Source organism: Nocardia sp. MH4, assembly GCF_019266065.1.
GTDB lineage: Bacteria > Actinomycetota > Actinomycetes > Mycobacteriales > Mycobacteriaceae > Nocardia > Nocardia canadensis.
Genome location: NZ_LPNR01000103.1, coordinates 1 through 17,647 on the forward strand (window position 1 = coordinate 1; position 17,647 = coordinate 17,647).

The 17,647-nt window shown below is 66.6% G+C and carries 20 protein-coding genes and 3 pseudogenes; 8 read left to right on the top strand and 15 right to left on the bottom strand.

Features of this window, described 5'->3' with window-relative positions; genetic code table 11:
• Positions 1 to 102: 102 nt before the first annotated feature.
• Positions 103 to 273 (top strand): TetR-like C-terminal domain-containing protein, encoded by a 171-nt coding sequence (locus ATM97_RS16845; RefSeq protein WP_255587924.1) that lies wholly within the window; start codon positions 103 to 105, stop codon positions 271 to 273.
• A gap of 140 nt (positions 274 to 413) precedes the next feature.
• Here the strand turns inward: ATM97_RS16845 and ATM97_RS16850 are convergent, their stop codons facing one another.
• From ATM97_RS16850 to ATM97_RS16870, 5 genes and pseudogenes are all read right to left on the bottom strand, one after another.
• A complete protein-coding gene (locus tag ATM97_RS16850; protein ID WP_255587925.1) occupies positions 414 to 1,292 on the bottom strand; it encodes a class I SAM-dependent methyltransferase in 879 nt (292 codons plus the stop codon).
• Positions 1,293 to 1,325: 33 nt separating this feature from the next.
• Positions 1,326 to 1,838, bottom strand: a complete 513-nt coding sequence (locus ATM97_RS16855) for a GNAT family N-acetyltransferase (protein ID WP_218718978.1) — start codon at positions 1,836 to 1,838, stop codon at positions 1,326 to 1,328.
• A gap of 128 nt (positions 1,839 to 1,966) precedes the next feature.
• Complete coding sequence (rsgA, locus tag ATM97_RS16860; RefSeq protein WP_308248516.1) at positions 1,967 to 3,097, bottom strand: ribosome small subunit-dependent GTPase A; 1,131 nt, start codon at positions 3,095 to 3,097, stop codon at positions 1,967 to 1,969.
• Positions 3,098 to 3,519: 422 nt separating this feature from the next.
• Positions 3,520 to 3,768: a hypothetical protein gene (locus ATM97_RS16865; RefSeq protein WP_218718979.1), complete on the bottom strand. Its 249-nt coding sequence runs from the start codon at positions 3,766 to 3,768 to the stop codon at positions 3,520 to 3,522.
• Positions 3,769 to 3,972: 204 nt separating this feature from the next.
• Positions 3,973 to 4,590 (bottom strand): annotated as a pseudogene (locus ATM97_RS16870) (LysE family translocator); the annotation flags it as partial.
• Between the two features lie 260 nt (positions 4,591 to 4,850).
• Between ATM97_RS16870 and ATM97_RS16875 the strand changes: the two are divergent.
• Positions 4,851 to 5,507: a nitroreductase family protein gene (locus tag ATM97_RS16875; protein WP_218718980.1), complete on the top strand. Its 657-nt coding sequence runs from the start codon at positions 4,851 to 4,853 to the stop codon at positions 5,505 to 5,507.
• Between the two features lie 485 nt (positions 5,508 to 5,992).
• Positions 5,993 to 6,196, top strand: a complete 204-nt coding sequence (locus ATM97_RS16880; RefSeq protein ID WP_218718981.1) for a hypothetical protein — start codon at positions 5,993 to 5,995, stop codon at positions 6,194 to 6,196.
• 85 nt (positions 6,197 to 6,281) lie between these two features.
• Here the strand turns inward: ATM97_RS16880 and ATM97_RS16885 are convergent, their stop codons facing one another.
• Positions 6,282 to 7,106, bottom strand: coding sequence for an AraC family transcriptional regulator (locus tag ATM97_RS16885; RefSeq protein ID WP_255587936.1), 825 nt, complete (start codon positions 7,104 to 7,106; stop codon positions 6,282 to 6,284).
• 78 nt (positions 7,107 to 7,184) lie between these two features.
• On the opposite strand from ATM97_RS16885, the gene ATM97_RS16890 reads away from it, so the two are divergent.
• Complete coding sequence (locus ATM97_RS16890) at positions 7,185 to 8,003, top strand: alpha/beta fold hydrolase (RefSeq protein ID WP_218718982.1); 819 nt, start codon at positions 7,185 to 7,187, stop codon at positions 8,001 to 8,003.
• Positions 8,004 to 8,057: 54 nt separating this feature from the next.
• On the opposite strand, the pseudogene ATM97_RS16895 reads toward ATM97_RS16890, so the two are convergent.
• A pseudogene (locus tag ATM97_RS16895) lies at positions 8,058 to 8,282 on the bottom strand (transposase family protein); the annotation flags it as partial.
• A gap of 254 nt (positions 8,283 to 8,536) precedes the next feature.
• Here ATM97_RS16895 and ATM97_RS16900 point away from each other — a divergent pair.
• Positions 8,537 to 9,298 carry a hypothetical protein gene (locus ATM97_RS16900; RefSeq protein WP_218718983.1) on the top strand — a complete coding sequence of 254 codons (762 nt, stop codon included), beginning with the start codon at positions 8,537 to 8,539 and terminating at the stop codon, positions 9,296 to 9,298.
• 482 nt (positions 9,299 to 9,780) lie between these two features.
• On the opposite strand, the gene ATM97_RS16905 is transcribed toward ATM97_RS16900, so the two are convergent.
• Positions 9,781 to 10,350 carry an AAA family ATPase gene (locus ATM97_RS16905; protein WP_255587928.1) on the bottom strand — a complete coding sequence of 190 codons (570 nt, stop codon included), beginning with the start codon at positions 10,348 to 10,350 and terminating at the stop codon, positions 9,781 to 9,783.
• 330 nt (positions 10,351 to 10,680) lie between these two features.
• On the opposite strand from ATM97_RS16905, the gene ATM97_RS16910 reads away from it, so the two are divergent.
• Positions 10,681 to 10,914 carry a hypothetical protein gene (locus ATM97_RS16910; protein WP_218718984.1) on the top strand — a complete coding sequence of 78 codons (234 nt, stop codon included), beginning with the start codon at positions 10,681 to 10,683 and terminating at the stop codon, positions 10,912 to 10,914.
• 25 nt (positions 10,915 to 10,939) lie between these two features.
• Here the strand turns inward: ATM97_RS16910 and ATM97_RS16915 are convergent, their stop codons facing one another.
• The 4 genes from ATM97_RS16915 to ATM97_RS16930 form a co-directional block, all read right to left on the bottom strand.
• Positions 10,940 to 11,425, bottom strand: coding sequence for an SRPBCC family protein (locus tag ATM97_RS16915; RefSeq protein WP_218718985.1), 486 nt, complete (start codon positions 11,423 to 11,425; stop codon positions 10,940 to 10,942).
• Positions 11,422 to 11,757 (bottom strand): helix-turn-helix transcriptional regulator, encoded by a 336-nt coding sequence (locus ATM97_RS16920; RefSeq protein ID WP_218718986.1) that lies wholly within the window; start codon positions 11,755 to 11,757, stop codon positions 11,422 to 11,424. Before ATM97_RS16920 ends, ATM97_RS16915 begins: the two co-directional genes overlap by 4 nt.
• A gap of 103 nt (positions 11,758 to 11,860) precedes the next feature.
• Positions 11,861 to 13,144 (bottom strand): MFS transporter, encoded by a 1,284-nt coding sequence (locus tag ATM97_RS16925; protein WP_218718987.1) that lies wholly within the window; start codon positions 13,142 to 13,144, stop codon positions 11,861 to 11,863.
• Positions 13,141 to 14,508, bottom strand: a complete 1,368-nt coding sequence (locus ATM97_RS16930; protein WP_218718988.1) for a rhodanese-like domain-containing protein — start codon at positions 14,506 to 14,508, stop codon at positions 13,141 to 13,143. The genes ATM97_RS16925 and ATM97_RS16930 overlap by 4 nt, the downstream gene beginning before the upstream one ends.
• 161 nt (positions 14,509 to 14,669) lie before the next feature.
• On the opposite strand from ATM97_RS16930, the gene ATM97_RS16935 reads away from it, so the two are divergent.
• Complete coding sequence (locus ATM97_RS16935; RefSeq protein ID WP_308248517.1) at positions 14,670 to 15,341, top strand: metalloregulator ArsR/SmtB family transcription factor; 672 nt, start codon at positions 14,670 to 14,672, stop codon at positions 15,339 to 15,341.
• Here the strand turns inward: ATM97_RS16935 and ATM97_RS35020 are convergent.
• On the bottom strand, positions 15,250 to 15,879 hold the full coding sequence (locus tag ATM97_RS35020; protein ID WP_374104873.1) for a spore germination protein GerW family protein: 630 nt from the start codon (positions 15,877 to 15,879) through the stop codon (positions 15,250 to 15,252). The two genes, ATM97_RS16935 and ATM97_RS35020, sit on opposite strands and share 92 nt — an antisense overlap.
• Positions 15,783 to 16,118 carry a class I SAM-dependent methyltransferase gene (locus tag ATM97_RS16945; protein ID WP_218718991.1) on the bottom strand — a complete coding sequence of 112 codons (336 nt, stop codon included), beginning with the start codon at positions 16,116 to 16,118 and terminating at the stop codon, positions 15,783 to 15,785. Before ATM97_RS16945 ends, ATM97_RS35020 begins: the two co-directional genes overlap by 97 nt.
• Here ATM97_RS16945 and ATM97_RS34425 point away from each other — a divergent pair.
• Positions 16,083 to 16,897, top strand: a pseudogene (locus tag ATM97_RS34425) (DDE-type integrase/transposase/recombinase); the annotation flags it as partial. The gene ATM97_RS16945 and the pseudogene ATM97_RS34425 overlap by 36 nt on opposite strands.
• Before the next feature lie 324 nt (positions 16,898 to 17,221).
• Here ATM97_RS34425 and ATM97_RS16950 read toward each other — a convergent pair.
• Positions 17,222 to 17,578 (bottom strand): carboxymuconolactone decarboxylase family protein, encoded by a 357-nt coding sequence (locus ATM97_RS16950; RefSeq protein WP_218719072.1) that lies wholly within the window; start codon positions 17,576 to 17,578, stop codon positions 17,222 to 17,224.
• Positions 17,579 to 17,647: the final 69 nt, after the last annotated feature.

Genomic DNA, 17,647 nt, shown 5'->3' on the forward strand with positions numbered 1-17,647 from the left:
TCAACTCGTCCGGATATTTCTTCGGTGCTGCCACTGATCGACTCCTTCCGGTCCTATCGGACCACGGGTTGGAGCTCTCCGTGAAAACGGGGGAACCTCACATTGTGTTCCGCGATTGAACGGGGCGAGGTGCGGCCAGATATCGACATGGATTTCGTCCTCGATGCGTTGGCCGCACCGCTCTACTACCGCGTGCTGTTCGGTCACCGGCCCCTCAGTGACCAGGTGGCCGAACAGTCCGTCGACAGCGTGCTGGCCTCGATCCGCTGCTGAGCACCTAGTGGGCGTGGCGGAGCTTGCCTGGCGGACCGTTCTCATGGCACCTACGAAGCTTGCCGTGAGTACGACGGTGTCGTGGCGAGGAAGGGCGCCGAGACTTCGGCCGAGGACCGGCCGCGGCGGTTGTGCCATGATCACCGGTCCGGCCGGGGCCCGGGGATGTCATTGCTCCCGGTGCCGACGGGGTGGGCCGGATGCAGGACGTAGCCGGCGTATCGGTAGTCGGCTCCGTATTCGCGGCGCAGGGCGATCTCTTCTCGCTGGGTGGAGATGGCCTCGGCCATGCCCGGTCGGGTCGGGTCGGCGGTGTCGAGGCGTTCGCTCAGCAGCGTGTAGTACTCGTCCCACCAGTCGCTTTCGGGTAGCGGATAGTGGGCGCTCACCCGATACCCGGCGGACTGTGCCGCGGCCCTGTTTTCCTCGGTTGTTCGCAGCGGGTAAGAGCCCGCCCAGAAGGTTTTCGTCGGTGGCGCTGGAGTGGCGGTCGACCACTCGATCTCGGTAACGACCAGAACCCCGTTGGGGGCCAGTAGCCGACGCCATGCCTGCAGGGCAGTGCCGAAACCGATGTTGTAGACCGCGCCTTCTGCCCAGATGATGTCGAAGCTGTGGTCGGGGAACGGGAGCCGGTCCATCGAGCAGTTGACGGTTGAGATTCGTTCGCTCAGGTCTTGCTCGGCCGCGGTGCCTGCGAGCTCGTCGAGAAACGGCTGATGCAGATCCACGGCGACAACATGCGCATCGGCTTCGGCGGCGAGTAGCAGCGCGGCCCGCCCTGGCCCGCAACCAACGTCGAGCACCCGCGGGCGGGGCCGGCCGTGGTTTGCCAGCGAAGCAGGTGGCGGGTGGTCTCGTCGGATCCGGGACCTTGCCGGGGCAGGTTGTGGTGCAGCGCGAAAATGGCGTCGATGACGGGTTGGGATGGGGGATGTGTCATGCGGGAATCTCTCGGAGGCAGGGGACGCGCCCTGGGCTGGCGGCTGCCCGTACGTCTGCAGGCCAACCCAGGGCAACGAGATGGGCGGAGCGGAGTGTCTCTGCTCGGGTTAGATGCCGAAGGGTGCTGCGTAGCGGACGGTGCCGCTGGGCAGCTGTTCGGAGTCGAAGCCCAGTGCCATCAATGCCTCGTCGGGGACATCGATACTGATCCGGATGCCGTACTCCGAGGCGCGGGTGAACCCGAACCGCGGGTAGTAGGTCGGATGCCCGAGAACGACCACGAAGTGCTCGCCCGCCTGCTCAGCGGCCTCGAGCGCGGCACGGATCGCGGCGGATCCTGCCCCGGTCTTCTGGTATTCGGGCAGAACAGCGCACGGTCCCAGGCATAGCGCCGGGGTGTCATCGACGTGACAGCGCGTCAGCAGTGCGTAGCCGACGGGCTGGCCGTCGGGGCTTGCGCTGAGGATGGAAAGGCCGTCGATCCACGCCGGGTCGGAGCGCAGAGCGTCGACGAGGTCGGCCTCCTCGGCGGTGTCGAACGCGGCGAGGTTGATCTCGCGGATCACGGGGATATCGCCGTCGGTCTCGGCGCGAGTGATCCAGTTGGTGTGGGTGCGCAAAACAGTTTTCTCCGTTTCGGGGGGTGAGTTACTCGACGAGCAGTGCTGCAGATCTGCGGGCTGAAGTGCCAGCCGCGGCCAGACGGCGCAGCCGGGCGGTCCCCGGATGCGTGCTGCCACAATCGGCGTCAGCGTTCGCGCTGGCGGTCGCGGAATCGATAGGTCGCGCGCAGATCCCGCGTGATCGCCTTCTTGGTTCTAGTGCGCTTGCTCGACTCGCGGGCGCTGCCGCGGGCCGCGGCCCGTTCGCTTTCGCGTAGCAGCTTGCGGTACCGGTCGAGCCTGTCCACATCCAACATGCCGGCGACTACGGCTTCTTGTACGGCGCAGCTTGGTTCACTGCGATGTTCGCAATCGCCGAAGGCACAGTCGCGGGCGTAGGCCTCGATTTCGGCGAAGACCCGCTCCACGCCGTCCGTGGCATCCTGCAAACCGATACCCCGCAGGCCCGGAGTGTCGATGAGCACCCCGCCGCCGGGTAACGGCAGCAACTCGCGATGCACGGTGGTGTGCCGGCCTTTGCCGTCGCCAGCCCGAACTGCGTTGGTGCCCATGTGTTCTCGACCGAGCAGGGCGTTTGCCAGGGTGGACTTTCCCGCACCCGAGGGGCCGAGCAGGACCGTGGTCCCCGTGACCGCCTCCGACAGTAGGGCCAGACCCGTACCTGTCGTGGCGCTGGTGGTGACGATGTCCACGCCGGGTGCCAGCGAGGTGAGAGCGAGCAAGGCTGCGTCGGGCTCGTTGGTGCGGTCGGCTTTGGTGAGAACGACGACCGGTTGCGCGCCGCTGTCCCAGGCCAGCGCCAGTAGCCGCTCGACCCGCCCCGCGTTCAGCGGTACTGCGAGCGAGACAGCGATGGCGACGGTGTCGACGTTGGCCGCCAAGACCTGCTGGTGGGATGTTCGATCCGCCGAGGCCCGGGTGATCGCGCTGCGCCGCGGCAGCAGTGCCACCAGTTCCGGCTCCGGCTCCATGCGCAGCGCCGCCCAGTCGCCTGTGCACACGGCGTGGGCGGGGTCGAGGGAGGTCACGGCCGTGCTGACCGCGCGGACGGGACCCGATGCGGTCAATGTGTCACAGCGGCCGCGGTCGACCCGCACGATGCGAGCCGGAACCAGACCATCGACGGCATGGGCTGCGAACAGCGCGGCGAACGAGTCGTCCCAACCGAGCGCGGATAAATCGAATGAGGACAGAGAAGAGGAATACATAGTGAGACCCTTGGAAAAAGGGAGCTCCGGCTCGAACGCCGAATCCATCGCGGCTACGAGCCGCACGGCTCGCGCTATCAGCGATGGAAATCGGTCAGACCGGAACCCGGGACGTGAGGATGGTCCGGGCGCTGCACAGGGCAGCGGTCATCACCGCGATCATCAACTCACCTCCCAATCTCTCGCACCACGTCGAACTCGGACGCATCACACTAACATCAGACCGGCAATACACGCAATTGATTGTGCGACCATTCTCCTCCACGCCACCCAATCGAGCAGCCGGCGATTGCAGGAGCGTATTCACGTGCCAGAACTGGGCTAAATCCTTGCTGCAGCGAGGATTTGCGGCAGCCGGGGCATTGCCCCGGTGAAGCTGCGACTCGGCTGGCGCCGGTGATGCCAAGACCGCGAAGTCGGTTTCGGGCTGCACGTGCGTGCTTCACGTGGCACGCACCGGCGAGAATCGGCTACTCGCCTGGCGTTTCGGGGTGTAACAGATGCTGCGGGCCTGGGCCGCTCTCGGCGAGACCGTCACTCGGGTCCAGGACGTAGCAGCGGCGCAGTGACAGGCAGCCGCAGCCGATGCAGTCGGTGAGTTCGCGTTGCACCTGCTCGATTTCGCGGCGGCGCGATTCGCGGTGGTCGTGCCCCCGCCTGGAGATGCGATTCCAGTCGCGCTTGCTGGGCATGTGGTCCTCGGGCAGGCTCTCGAACACCTATGCGGTGAGCGCGGCGATCGCCGGCACGCTGATCCGGATCGGCGAGGACTCGATGGTCGATTCGGCGCGCTGGATGGCCCTGGGCATCGCGGTACTCACCGCGGTGGGCGTGGCGACCGCCGTCGTGGCGACGCGAAAGCGAAGTTGACCGGGCCAGTCCCGTCGTGTCGTCAGAGGCTTGGAGCTGCGTTGGTTGAAGACCGTCGCGGCGACGGTGACACCGAGCCCGATCATGGTGAGCCCACCGATCCCACCGACCACCGAAAGCCTGTGCGGTGAGCGCACGAACCAGTCCCGGGCAGTGGCCGCGAGCAGCCCCCACACCATGTCAGAGGCAACAGCAATGATACCGAAGACCAAGCCCAACAGCAGCATCTGCACCGCGACTTGACCCTGACCGCGGTCGACGAACTGCGGCGACACGGCGGCGAAGAACACGATGGTCTTGGGATTGGTCACGCCGACCGCGAACCCTTCCCGAAACGTCCGCAGACCACCCTGCGCGCCACCGATTCCGGTGACCGCCGCGTGCAGCGACTTACGCTCCCGCCATGCCTTGACGCCGAGAAACACCAGGTAAGCGGCGCCCGCCAGCTGGAGCGCCGTGAAGATGAGAACCGAGCGCTCCACGACCGTCCCGACCCCGAATGCCACAACCAGCACACAGGCGCCGAGCGTGTTCCCCGCAACCGTGGTCAACGCGCCGCGGCGTCCATGCGCCAGTGCCCGCCCGACCATGAATAGCACGCAGGGACCGGGAATCACGATCAGCAAGAACGACATGGCCGTGAAGGCGAGTAAATGGTCAGCAGACACCATGAAGCTCATGTATGGACGGGAGAGCCCGCCTTTCCAGCCGTCTCCCCGTCAAGGCCCTGGCCGCCGACGGCCGGGATCAAAGAGTTGCGTCGACTGGCGTCATGTGCCGTCTCTGTGTGCGTATCGGCACCGTGACGGCCAGGATGACCGACTCGATCGGCGATGATGAGGCCCGTGAACGGATCGCCGCATTCGTGATAAGCGCGCCGCCGACCAAATGACGCTGCGATCCCCAGACCGACTGCATGATTGGAGAGGCCATGACCGTCGAATTCCCGCATCTCGACCTGTCTGCCGACGAGGTACTGACCACGACCAGGTCAGTGCGCAAACGGCTCGACCTGGAACGGCCGGTGCCGCTGGAGGTGATCACCGACGCTTTGGAGGTGGCGCTGCAGGCGCCGTCGGGCAGCAACATGCAGGGCTGGCATTGGATCGTGCTGACCGATCCCGAGCCCAAGAAGATCGTCGCGGAGTACTACCGCAAGTCCTACACCGCCTACGCCGCGGCGGGTGCGGCAGCACGGGCAGCGAAGCCGCCAAAGGATCTCGAGACCGCGGAGAAGGTGGCCTCGAGTGCGACGTATCTGGCGGAGGTGATGGAGCAGGTGCCGGTGCTGGTCATCGGTGCGATCCACGTGCCGGGTGGGCAGCTGCCGGAGGGTAACCAGGCCGGTCTGTGGGGCTCGCTGCTTCCCGCTGCCTGGAGCCTCGCGCTCGCGCTGCGCGAACGGGGCCTCGGATCAGCGTGGACGTCACTGCATCTGGAGTACGAACGGGAGGTTGCCGAGGCACTGGGAATTCCCGGGAGTGTCCGGCAGGGCGTGCTGTTGCCTGTCGCGTACACGAAGGGCACCGATTTCAAGCTCGCCAAACGCGCCCCGCTCGAGACCGTACTCCACGTCAACAAGTGGTAATGCGTCTCGACAGGCCGATTCGCGACCGTATCGACCAGGGCTGGCGATCGAGAGGTTCTACGTACGTTTCTGCCTGCCTGTGTAGTGCGTCCCAGCTCGTCTGACGTGCCGGTGGGCTTGCGAGTAGACGGTGTAATAGCAACCCCCGCCGGGCGGCGACCGGCATGTGAGCCGGGAGCCGCCCGCGGCATTGCGTTGCACGATCTGCACTACACGGGGCCTGCAGGCGATGACCATGCTGACTGTCGACACCGATCCTTCGCGCGAGCGAACTACCCGAGCCCTTTGTGCCGCTTCCGCGGCCACGAGAACCGACCAGGTCGGCTTTCACGGAGGGAGCACATCAGTGCGATCGTGATGGTCGAGGTCGCCATGCGGCGATCCTCGGCTCGGCCATTGCATGTCCGCAATTCTTCCGGCGCACATCATGTCCCGCGTGTGGTTGCCGAATTCGCCCGCAGTTCCAGGGGTGCGAGAATTGAGCGATGGATGACTACACCACTCACAAGGAGCGCGCCGAGGCGCTGCTCGGTGGCCTTGCCGCCGGCGACGCGGTGAGCGGCGCGGAGCGGCGGAACGTGATCGCTCAGGCACAGGCGCATGCTGCCCTCGCGCAGGCGGAAGCCCAGTGGGCGACCGCGGAGGCCATGCGCGCGCTCGGGACGTTGCTGGCGCGAAGCGCGGTCTGACCGACGCGGGCCGCACGCCAGGCTGGCGGGCCGAGGCGGTCTCGTGCCCGTCGGGCCGGCGGTTGTTGTACGGTCGGCTGCGGGATCAGCTCGTCGGCCACGCAGTTTCGTCGATCGCGAGCCACGGTGCGCCGGCGACGCGGGGCGGGGTCATATCGGCGATCGCCTTGGTGCGATGGTGAAGGTGGGATTGGTCGGTATAGCCTGCCTCGACCGCGGCATCTGCGGGCGAGCGACCTGCCGCCAGCAGGTGGGCGGCATGGTCGAAGCGGACGAGTTCGGACATCCGCTTGGGCGAGACTCCGATCCGGTTCCGGAAGTGGGACCAGAGTCGCTGGCGGGTCCAGCCGGTCTCGGTGGCGATTGTCTCGATGCGCAGCTGCCCTCTGCTCCGGACCGTCTGGTCCCAGGCGTAGACGAATTCGGGTGCTACCGCGAATTCGCCGGGCGCCCGGCTTCGAAGGAAGGCGCGTGTGAGGGCGAAACGGTCGTCCCACGACGGTGTCGAACGGAGCCGCTCGGTCAAGATGGTGGCGCTGCTGCCCCACAGTTGCGGCAACGATGTCACGGTACCGCCGATCATCTCGGTGTCTCGGAGAATCGCTGCGGCGGCGACGGGGGACAGGCGGATCTGCAAGACTTCGCCCGCCCCCGCGCTGGTCATTCGTAAGGCGCCGGCACGGAGTCCGATGACCGCGCTCCCCGCGACCGAACCTCCGGGGCTGGTGTAGGCGACTCCGTGCTCGGTGAGATCCAGCAGGATCGTGACCGAGGGATGCGGGATCATCGTGAGGTCCACGGGGCCGATGTCGTAGTAACGGAAACCCGCCATCCGGACTCCTGGAGTCGGGCGACCGGCCGGGACAGCGACCTCGACCCGGCTCCAGTCCAGTAGGCCAGTTGCGCTCATGCATCCCAGGCTAGCCGGATCGGGACAACGTGACATTCGTACAAGACGGTGCGACGAGCCCGCGACGAAGCTGTCGGCATGAACGAATCGAGCCCCACCCGGACACGCAATGAAACGACAGTCCACGGGTTGCACATTGTCATCGACGGAGACCCGGCGGCACCGCCCTTGTTGCTCATCCACGGTTCGGGCGCAACCGGTTCGACGTGGTCGCCGGTGGTGCCAATGCTCACCACGGCGTATCGGGTGATCACGATCGACCTTCCGGGATGCGGCCGATCGGAGCCGGCGTCCACGTATGCCGTTCCACAGCAGGCGGATCGGACGGCGGCAGTGTTGGACGAACTCGGGTTCCGGAATCTGAAGGTGGTCGGTCACTCCAGCGGGGGATACGTCGCTACCGCCCTCGTGGAGCGTCGCCCGGACCTGGTCGGCGAGCTGGTCCTGGTCAGCACAGGGCCGAGCCTCACAGCGCTCTTGCCCGAGCCGGCGATCATCAAGGCGCTCGCCTCGCCACCTTTCGGCCCGCTCGTGTGGGCGATTCGTACCGATTCGATGATCCGCCGCGGACTGGCAGCGACTGCGGCGGCCCCGATCACGGTGCCCGACACAGCTGTAGCCGATCTGCGAAGGACGACCTATCGAACGTTCCGCGCGATTCTCGCCGCCAACATGGACTACATCGCCGCGGGGACTGTGCCCGAGCGCCTCATCGCCACCCGGAAGCCCCTCCTCGTGATCTTCGGGGATTCCGACCCCCGGTGGGACCCGGCCTCGGCACACCAGTACGAGGCGGTGCCGGGTGCCGAGCTCCGATACCTTCGCGGAGTCGGGCATATGGCGATGCTCGAGGACAGCGATGCCCTCGCCCGCGCGATACTCGACTACACACTCTAGAGGACCTAAGGGTTTCCCGTATGTCCGGAATAGTCGCGTCGGTGTGCTCGTTTGCGTTAGTGGGTGTGGGCGAGCTTGGCCAGAGTGTCCGTCGCCGCGTAGGCGGTAGTCCCGCAGGATCTTCCAGGTCTTCATCCGGGCGAAGACGTGTTCGACACGGGCACGGACTCTGCGGTGGGACTTGTTGTCGGCCTGTTTCCACTCCGACAGCTCGGCACCGGGTGCCCGGCGGTGCGCAATGATCAGCCCGGTGCCCTGGTAACCGCCGTCGGCGATCACCACCACGTTGCGGCACGCTCCCACGGCCTACCCGCAACGGCCGATCAGCGCCGTCACACCGCAACCGGGTGATCAGACGAGCGAACCCGCGTGGCCGCAGCCCGGAGGACAACTCCACCATCACCGGATCAGCCGCCGATCACCATCGTTGGCACGATACCTGCTGCTGCTCAACGGCTTACGGGACAACCCTTAGGCATGCGGTTACGTGGATATACCGTTGTTTCGCCACTCTGCATTGATAGCTTCGGAGGATGGTCAGATCCTCGCGTGCCCTTCTCTGGCAGCCCGCAGCCTTCCCGCTTTCGGCACAGCAGGTCAAGGACGCGTACGCCCGCGTCAGGGCATCACTCATCGATGACGCACTGTTCATCCAGGACGCAGCCCAGTATGGCGTCACGGTCGACGAGCTCGACCAGCGAATGCAGCAGCCGCCCGCCCGGCTGGACAGCGGAACGTCGTGGGACTGGCTCGACGGTCCGGAGCACTATCGATGGGCTGTGTTGCGGGTTCTGGTAGAGGCGTATCCGTCAGCCGACCGGCACGAACTCGCAGGACCTGTCCTGGTGCAGGGGAACGCGGTCCATGTTGTCGCAGGCGACGTTCAGGTCGATGGGGACCTCGTACTGGAGGAAGGGGCAGTGCTGTTCGTCCTGGGCGGACTGTCGGTGAGTGGGGCGCTGGTGTGCAGGCCGTGCTACTCCGTGGTCGCCGCGAGGGAGATCGAGTGTGCCGATGGTGCCACCGGAGGCGAGGTCTTGGCGCTGGGCGGCATCCGGTGTCCGGGCACCTTCTTTTTCGGTCACAACGATTACTCCGCACGTGCAGCGTCGTACGACGGCGACGTCCTCGTCGACTTCGAGCGCTACAACGCGTTCGGCCGTGTCGCCGTCCGGGAACGGGTAACCGACTGGGACTTCCCAGCCGCGGCCCGCGTCCTGGGGCTCCCCGACGACGAGGACGATTTGCTGGACGCGTACGCAGAAAAGCTGCTGAGCGGACAAAGTACGGCATAGCTGGATGCGCACGGATCGGCAGCCACCAACCGCGGTCATCTGGGAGAAGGAGTTCCTGAGCGACCAGCGAAGGGGTATAGACGATGATCTGTCCGAGATGCGTGGCGCCGATTCCCCAAACGTTCGGTGAAAGACTGCCCAGGAGCGGGGCGAGGTAGAGTCCGCCGAATATGGTTCCTTCCAGCAGAGCGCCGGATGATCGAAACGCCAGTGCGTCCGGGTCGTCCATCGAATTCCGGACGATCTCGGCCACGGTGTTGTGCTCGAGCCGCAGGAAGATTCGCGGGAGCTTCGACCACCGGTAGGCGATGTCTGAGACTCGAATGTCGTGGACCGAGTGACTCGGGAACAACGGCTCGTGGGTGCCGTCCGGACGTACATCTGCAACGGAACCTGAATCTTCCCCTGTGCATCGTCTCGCCGGGATCGACCTGTGTCGGTTTTCCAGGGACGCGCGGCGGGGCAAGCCGGTGGCTGTCGGATCAGTTGCCTGGCGGCGCGATGACGAAGCCGACGATGGCATCCAGACCCGGCTGGTATCCCTCGGTGGTGTCGACCGTCATCTGCGCGACGTCCAAATTCACCGCGACGAAAGAGTCGGCGGTGCGGGTTCCGGTGGCGATCTCGGCGAGGATGTCGGCGTCGTTGTGTGCGCGTCGGTGAACATCGCGGTTGGCGCGATGGGCGATGCGGTCGCGACGGACATGCTGTGGCGAGGTGCAGTGGATGATGCGGACCTGCGCGAGCGCTGTAAGCGGTATGAGGTTGGGGCGCCAGAGTTTGTCCTGGAATGCCGCTTCGGCGACGACGGTGACGCCTGCGCGAGCGAGTACGGTGAGGGTGTCGAAGAAGGCGTGCAGGGCGGGGATGTCGAGGTCTCCGTAACCTGTGTCGCGCGGACCGGTGGCGGCGACCATGCCCTGCTTGATCTCGTCGCGGATGATCGCCGGAACGCCGATCTTGTCGGCCAGGGCGTGGGCGAGCGTGGATTTCCCCGATCCCGGGGGACCGGAGACGACGGCGAGCGTGGGCGCCCCAGGTGACATGGCCATGGTGCACTCTCGCATGTCAGGCCTTGGCAGCGGTCTGTCGTCCCCCGTGGTCGGCTTGGTGAGTCGGAAGCCGATGAACCGGGCGAGAAGTGGGTTCCGTACTGGGCGGGGTGAGTGCAGGCCATCTCGGCGCGATCGGCAGTGTCGGAATGATCGCCGCAGCGGTGGCCGACAATCCGGCTTTGTTGTTCGTCGCGTTGTTCGTCTACGGCGCGGGCACAGCCACCAATTCGCAGGCCCGGTATGCCGGAGCGGATCTGGCCGCCGCGCACCATGGTCGGGCGGTGTCGACGGTGCTGGTCGCGACCATCTTGGTGCTCTCCTGTATACATGCTCGCCCACGGTCACGGCACAGCGGCTGCGGGCATGGTGATCGCGGTCCATGTCGGTGCGATGTATCCGCCCTCGCCGCTGACCGGGTGGCTCGTTGACCGTTTTGGTCGGCTGCTGGTCGCGGGCGCGTCCGGGATCGCGTTGCTCGCCGCCGGGTTGCTGGCCGCGCTCGCGCCCTCGGATTCGGTGGTGTTGCCGGCGGCGGCGTTGGCCGGGGGTCGAAACCCCTGATTTGGTCAGGAGTTTCGGACGAGTGTCAGGACGGTGATTGCGCGGTATCGGCGAACAGTTCGAGCAGGGTGCTCCAGCCGCCGCCGCGTTCGACGATGGTGTCCTGGATGGCTTTGCCGTCGACGAGCCGGTCGAGGTGGCGGTGTTCGAGGGTGACGGTGGTCTGCTCCGGCCCGTCGGCGGTGAAGCGGACCTCGATCTCGCTGGCCCGCGCAGGGTCGGGGTCGTATTCCCAGCGGCCGTTGATCTGCCAGGTCACCACGAGCCGGTGCGGTGGCTCCCACGCCAGTACCCGGCCCCAGTCGCATTCGGTGCCGTCGACACCGCGTTCGTACCAGCGTCCGCCCTCGCCGGGTTCGAGGATCGCGTCGGCCATCTCGGACGTGCCGATGTGATAGGCCGCAGGCCACCAGCGGCCGAAGGATTCGGTGAAGAACGCGAACGCGCGTTCCGGTGTCATCGCGACGGTGGCTGTGCCTTCCAGGACGTTCAGTTGTCCGGTGCTGGTCATGGTCGATTCTCCTGTTCGGGGTCGGTCGCCGTCTGCTCGGCGGCCTTCTGAAAAGCGGTCAACGCCTCGTCCCAGATGTTCTGGAAATAGGCCTGGATCGCGGCGAGGCCTGCGGGATTGATGCGGTAGATGCGCTTGGTGCCCTCCGGCGTCGCCACGACGAGACCGCCTTCCTTCAGGACACGCAGATGCTGCGACACCGCTTGGCGGGTGACCGGTAGCGACTCGGCCAGTTCGCCCACCGACGACGGTCGCCGGGCGAGTCGTTCGAAGATCGCCTTGCGGGTCGGATCGCCGAGAATCGCGAGATCCACATCTTTGAAAGCCTTCACTTGCGTAAGTGTGCGCTTTCAAAAGTGGACGCGCAAGACCTGGGATACGGCGCTGCCCTCGGTCGCCTGATGGCGCGAACGAGGGCAGCGGTACCGGTAGGTGTCAGGAGGGTTGTCGATGGGCCGGGGGATGGGTTTCATACATGCGGACCCCGACGATCAGCGCGGTGGCGGCGCTGATGGCGGCGGCGGCCCAGACGGCGGCGTGCAGGCCGAGCAGGTCGGCGACGATGCCGCCCAGGATCGCGCCGACCGCGTAGCCGAGGTCGCGCCAGACCCGGTACACCCCGACCGCGCGCCCCCGCCACAGCGGATGCGCGACATCGCCGATCACCGCCAGCAGTGTCGGGTAGACCATCGCGGTTCCGGCGCCGAGCAAGACGGCGCCGAGAGCCCATCCTGTGAACCCGTCGCTGGTGGCGATGATCGCCAGCGCGGCGGCTTGCAGGGTCATGCCGCCGGTGATGAGGTGCTTGCGGCCCCACCGGTCCGACAGCGCTCCGGTGAGGAGTTGTCCGGCGCCCCACACCCCGGGGTAGAGAGCGAACAACAGCCCGATCTGGCCCACGGACAAGTCCGCGGTGGCGAACAGTAGTGGGAACAGTCCCCACGACAACCCGAAGTTGAGATTGTTGACCAGTCCGGCGTGGCTGGCCGAGGACAGCGCGGGTTCGGTTACGCTGGTCGCGATCGCGATCTGGCGGTCGGTCAGGTCGGCGTGGAGGTGGTCGTGCAGGCCGTCGGCTCGCGGAGTGTGCGCGGCGGCTTCCAGGCGGGCGTAGTCGCGGGTTTCGCGGATGAAGAAGCCCGAGATGGCCAGGGCCAGTGCGGTGTAGGCCAGGCCGAGCAGGAACGGGGCAGGGCGTAACCCGAAGTGTTCGGCGAGATATCCGGCGAGCAGGGAGCTGATCGCGACCGCACCGTATCCGGCGGCTTCGTTGAGGCCCATCGCCAGTCCGCGCCGGCTCGGGCCGACGAGGTCGATCTTCATGACGACGGTGGTGGACCAGGTGAGGCCCTGGTTGATGCCGAGGAGCACGTTCGCGGCCACGACCCACCCCCAGCTGGGGGCGGTGATGAGCATCAGCGGCACCGGGATCGCGAACAGCCAGCCGATCAGCAGAACGGGTTTGCGGCCGTAGCGGTCGGAGAAGGTGCCCGCGAAGTAGTTCGCGATCGCTTTGGTGATCCCGAACGCGGCGACGTAGGTGAAGATGAATGTGTAACCGGTGAGCCCGAATTCGGACTCCGCCAGCAGCGGCAGCACGGTCTGCTGCTGGCCGACCATGCCACCGACGAGCGCGTTGACCGCGACCAGCAGCGTGAACTGGGCGGCGTTCTCCCGCAGGCCGAGAACAGGGGTCCGCACGCTCGGGCGCAGGCTCATGCTCCGGCCGCCAGATCCTGGCCGAGTGCGGCGGCGTAGTCGGCGGGTGAGCCTTCCAGGATGCGGATGTCGGTGCGGCCACTGCGTTCCAGGATGCTGGCTGCGGTCATGGCCCGTTCGCCGTGCCCACACATCACCGCCAGCGGCCCGGCCGGAACATCGACCAGATGGGCAGCGAGAGTGCCGAGTTCGAGGTTTCGGGCGGCGGGCACGTGGCCGGCGAGGTACTCGCCGCGCTGGCGGATATCGAGCACGGTCGGAGCGGGGTGTGCGGCGAGCTGGTCGGCGCTGACCAGCTGCGCCTTCTCGACCGGACCGCTCCAGGCGCTCATCCCGTCGGCGAGTTCACCCGCAAGGGTGTCGAATCCGACTTTGGCTGCCTCCCAAGCGATGTCGATGCTGTCCTGCGCGCGGTCGCGGACGATGATCACGGGCCGGTCGGGGTCGGCGAGCCAGCCCAGCCAGGTCGCGAACACCGGCCGCAGGGTGATCGACAGTGCTCCCGGGATGTGGCCTGCGGCGAAATCGGCGGCCGGGCGGGCGTCGACGATCTGCGCGCCGTCGGCGATCAGTTCGCTGACCTGGTCGCTGGTCAGCGGGGTCAGGGTGGGGGAGTCGGTGAGGACGGCGGGGCCTTGGTGGTTGATTTCGCCGAGGCGCAGGAAGTAGTCGGGGAAGGTTCCGAGCGAGGTGAGCAGGGCCTCGACGAAGGCGTCCTCGCCGTCGACCTGCAACAGCGGATTGGTCGCGCGCTCGTGGCCGATGGTGGTGGTGCGGTCGGTGCCGGTGGCTGCCGAGCAGAACGAGCCTGCGCCGTGGGTGGGCCAGACCTGGGTGTCGTCGGGCAGTTCCATCAATCGCTGCAGCGAGTGGTACTGCGCTCGGGCGAGGGGGACGGTTTGCTCAGGGCTGACCAGGTCGGTGCGCCCGGCGGTGCCGACCATCAGCGAGCCACCGGTGAACACACCCTGCAACTGTTGATCCGCATCGCGCAGCAGGTAGGACAGGTGCTCGGGCGAGTGCCCCGGTGTCGCGAGCGCTTCGAGGACGAACGCGCCGACGGCGACGGTCTCGCCGTCGGCGAGCGCGGTCACGGCGAACCCGCGAGCCCCGACTTCCGGGGCGATGACGATGGCACCCTCGGTCTCGGCGAGTTCCCGTACGCCGGAGATGAAGTCCGCGTGCAGATGGGTCTCCACGGCATAGGCGATTTGCAGGCCGTGACGGCGAGCTTCGGCCCGCACCCGCCGCACGTCGCGTTCCGGGTCGATGACCAGAGCGCGCCCGTCGCCGAGGTCGAGCAGATAGGTCGAGTTGCCCAGTCCTTCATCGATGACAGGGATCAGGGTGAAGTCGGTGGGCATCGCGTACTCCTCGGTCGCTGCTCGTCTCCGTGCTGATATTCCAATCAACCATGGAATATAGTAGAGACTATTCCATGGTTTCATGGAAGACAACTCTCCGTGGCAATCGGTACGCCCGCGATGCAGGCACGTACCATATTCCACAGATGATTGGAGGAACCGTGAGTGTTGATCGCACCGCCGCGAAGGCGGCGCTGTACGAGTCGTTCGCTGCCAGCGGTAAGGCTCTGGGCAGCGGCAAACGACTCGAGCTGCTCGATCTGCTGGCCCAGGGGGAGCGCAGTGTCGAATCGCTCGCCGCCGCTGCCGGGCTGAACCTCACGACCGCGTCGGCGCACTTGCAGACTCTCAAGCAGGCCGGATTCGTCGCGACCCGCCGTGAAGGGGTGCGCATCCACTACCGCCTCGCCGGTGAGGACGTGGCGCAACTGTTCGCGTTGCTGCGCAAGGTCGCCGAAGCTCACCAGCCTGCTGTGGCGCCGGCCCGCGAGAGCTACCTAGGTCCCGCGGACAGCCCGGAGATGACCCGCGAGGAACTGCTGGCCCGCGCCGAATCCGGAGACATCATCGTCCTGGACGTGCGCCCCGCGCCGGAATATCAGGCAGGCCACATCCCCGCTGCGGTCAACATCCCCGTCGACCAGCTGGCCGACCGCATCGCCGAGCTCCCCGGCGACACCGACATCGTCGTCTACTGCCGCGGCGAGTACTGCGTACTGGCCCACGATGCCGTGCGCCTGCTCACCGACCATGGTCGCCGAGCGATCCGCCTCCACGACGGAATGCTCGAATGGCGCCTGGCCGAACTCCCCCTCGCCTTCGCATCCGCCTGACGGGCGCACGGCCCGGCATCGACACGGGCCCGCAGCGGCGTCGCGTCCTGCGCAGTCGAAGGGCTGCGCGAAACAACCTCGGGGCGCCCAATCCGGCGGCGATCGCGGCTAGCGGGACCACGACATCGACCCACGGGTCGCGAATCGGACGATAGCGAGCGACGCCGTCGCGCATTTCGATGAAGCCCAACGGCCGCACGTCCATCCCGCCGCCTTCAGCGACCTTGTCGGCACCGGATTCGCGCCCGAGACCTCCGCCGAAGCCGAACCCTGCCCGCGCGACCGGTATCACCGTGACCGCGTCGACGGTGACCGGGGCACCGAAAACCGTTGCCGCCTGCGCGTTTTCTCCCAGTCTGTCGAGCATTCGTTCCAGCAGTTGGACCGACATTTCGGCAGCGCCAGATACTCCGGGCGAGGCTTCGGGCATCACGGGGCCGGTCACGACGGACGCCGATCGCGCAACACGGCGGTGCCGAGGACGTGTTCGGCCGCCGGGAACGGAAAACTGTTGTCGGGGAACCGGACTCGCTCGCATTCGGTGACAGTGAAGCGTGCGTCGGCGAGGGCGCGCAGGGTGTCGCGGCCGGTGTGGCAGCCGCCGTTGAGCGGGGGCCAGATCGTGGCATCGAGGACGTGCTGCGCTCGCCGCATCCGCGCCGACTCGGATCGGACGTGCTCGAAGAACCGCAGCGTCCCGCCCGGCTCGAGGACTCGGGCGATCTCGCTCAGGGCGGCCGACTGGTCGGGCACCGAACACAGCACCAGACTGGTCATGCAGCGACCCGTGTGAAGGCCGTGCGGCTGGTTCTCGATCACCGTGAGGACTACGCCACCGAGCGGGCGGCGATCAAGGCCGTGTCGTCCCGGTGGGGGATGACCGCGGAGACGCCGCGGAAGTGGTTCCGCCAAACCGAGGTCGATGAGGGTTAGTCCGACGGCGTTTCGACGAACCCGACGAGCATGGTCATCGCAAACCCGAATCGCTCTATGGCGCGGAGAAGATATGGGGCGGCCATCTGCGACGCGAGGGCATCCCGGTCGCCCGGAGCGGGGCGGAGCGGTTGATCCGTGTCGACGGATGGCGGGGTGTGTCGCGGCGCAGGGCAATTCGCACTACCGAGGCCGAACCGGGCGGGACGCGGGCGGCGGATCTGGTGGACCGGAATTTCCGGGTTCCGGCTCCGAATCTGCTGGTCGTCGCCGATTTCACCTACGTGCGATTGGTCAGCGGCGGGTTCTTCTACACCGCGTTCGTCGCCGACGCCTACGCCGGGCAGATCGCGGGCTGGAAATGCTCGCCCAGCAAACAGGCCGCGTTCGTGGAGTCGGCGATCCGGCAATCTGCCGCGCGGCGGGTGCGTCAGGGACGGCCGTGGACCGGGTCCACGATTCACCACAGCGACGCCGGATCTCAACACGCGTCAGTGAAAGGCATTGAGACACTGATGCGTTCGGGCATCCTCCCGTCGATCGGCTCGGTTGGGGACGCCTTCGACAATGCGCTCGCCGAGACCACGATCGGGCTCTGCAAGACCGAGGCGGTGCGTGGTGATTACTCATCGAGCCGTTCGAGAGCCAGACGCACGGCCTTCTCGCGAACCTCGGGTGGGTACACGCTTCGACATGAGACGAAACCATCTTCCTCAAAGACGGAAGCGGTCCCAAATCGGTTCAGTTCTTCTCATACCCGAAGATTTGACGTGGTTTTGGTCAAACTCCACAGAAACTCGACAATGTCGATTCTGGTCGGGCTCCAGTGGGTCGTCGCCCGTGCCGGCAAGGTCGCCGTTCGGGTGTGGTGGGGCGATCGATCTGGCGTCCCCGATGGCGCTGCTGCTGATCACAGTCCTAGTCGGATGCGATTACACAGCTCAGCGTTATCGGCGGGCGGCGGTTTCGAATTGTTCGAGGGCTTCGAACGCCTCGCAGCCATAGACGACTGCGGGGCCGCCGCCCATCATGATCGCCACGCCGATGGTTTCGACGACCTCGGCGTGGGTGGCGCCCGCGGCGATGGCGTCGTGGACGTGGTAGGCGATGCAGCCGTCGCAGTGCACGGCGATGCCGATGGACAGGGCCATCAATTCCTTTGTCGCACCGGTGAGCGCTCCCGCACCGATTGCGGCAGCGTGTAGTCCGCCGAAAGACCGCATGGTCGAGGGGATTTCGCGACCGAGTTGGTTCATGACCGCGCGCAGGTGGTCGTTGATCTCCGGATAGTCCTTGCTTGTCATCTCGGCTCCCTTCCACGTGGTGCGTGGCGTGTCTCGTCGTCGATGGGGTGATCGTATGGCCCTGTCCAG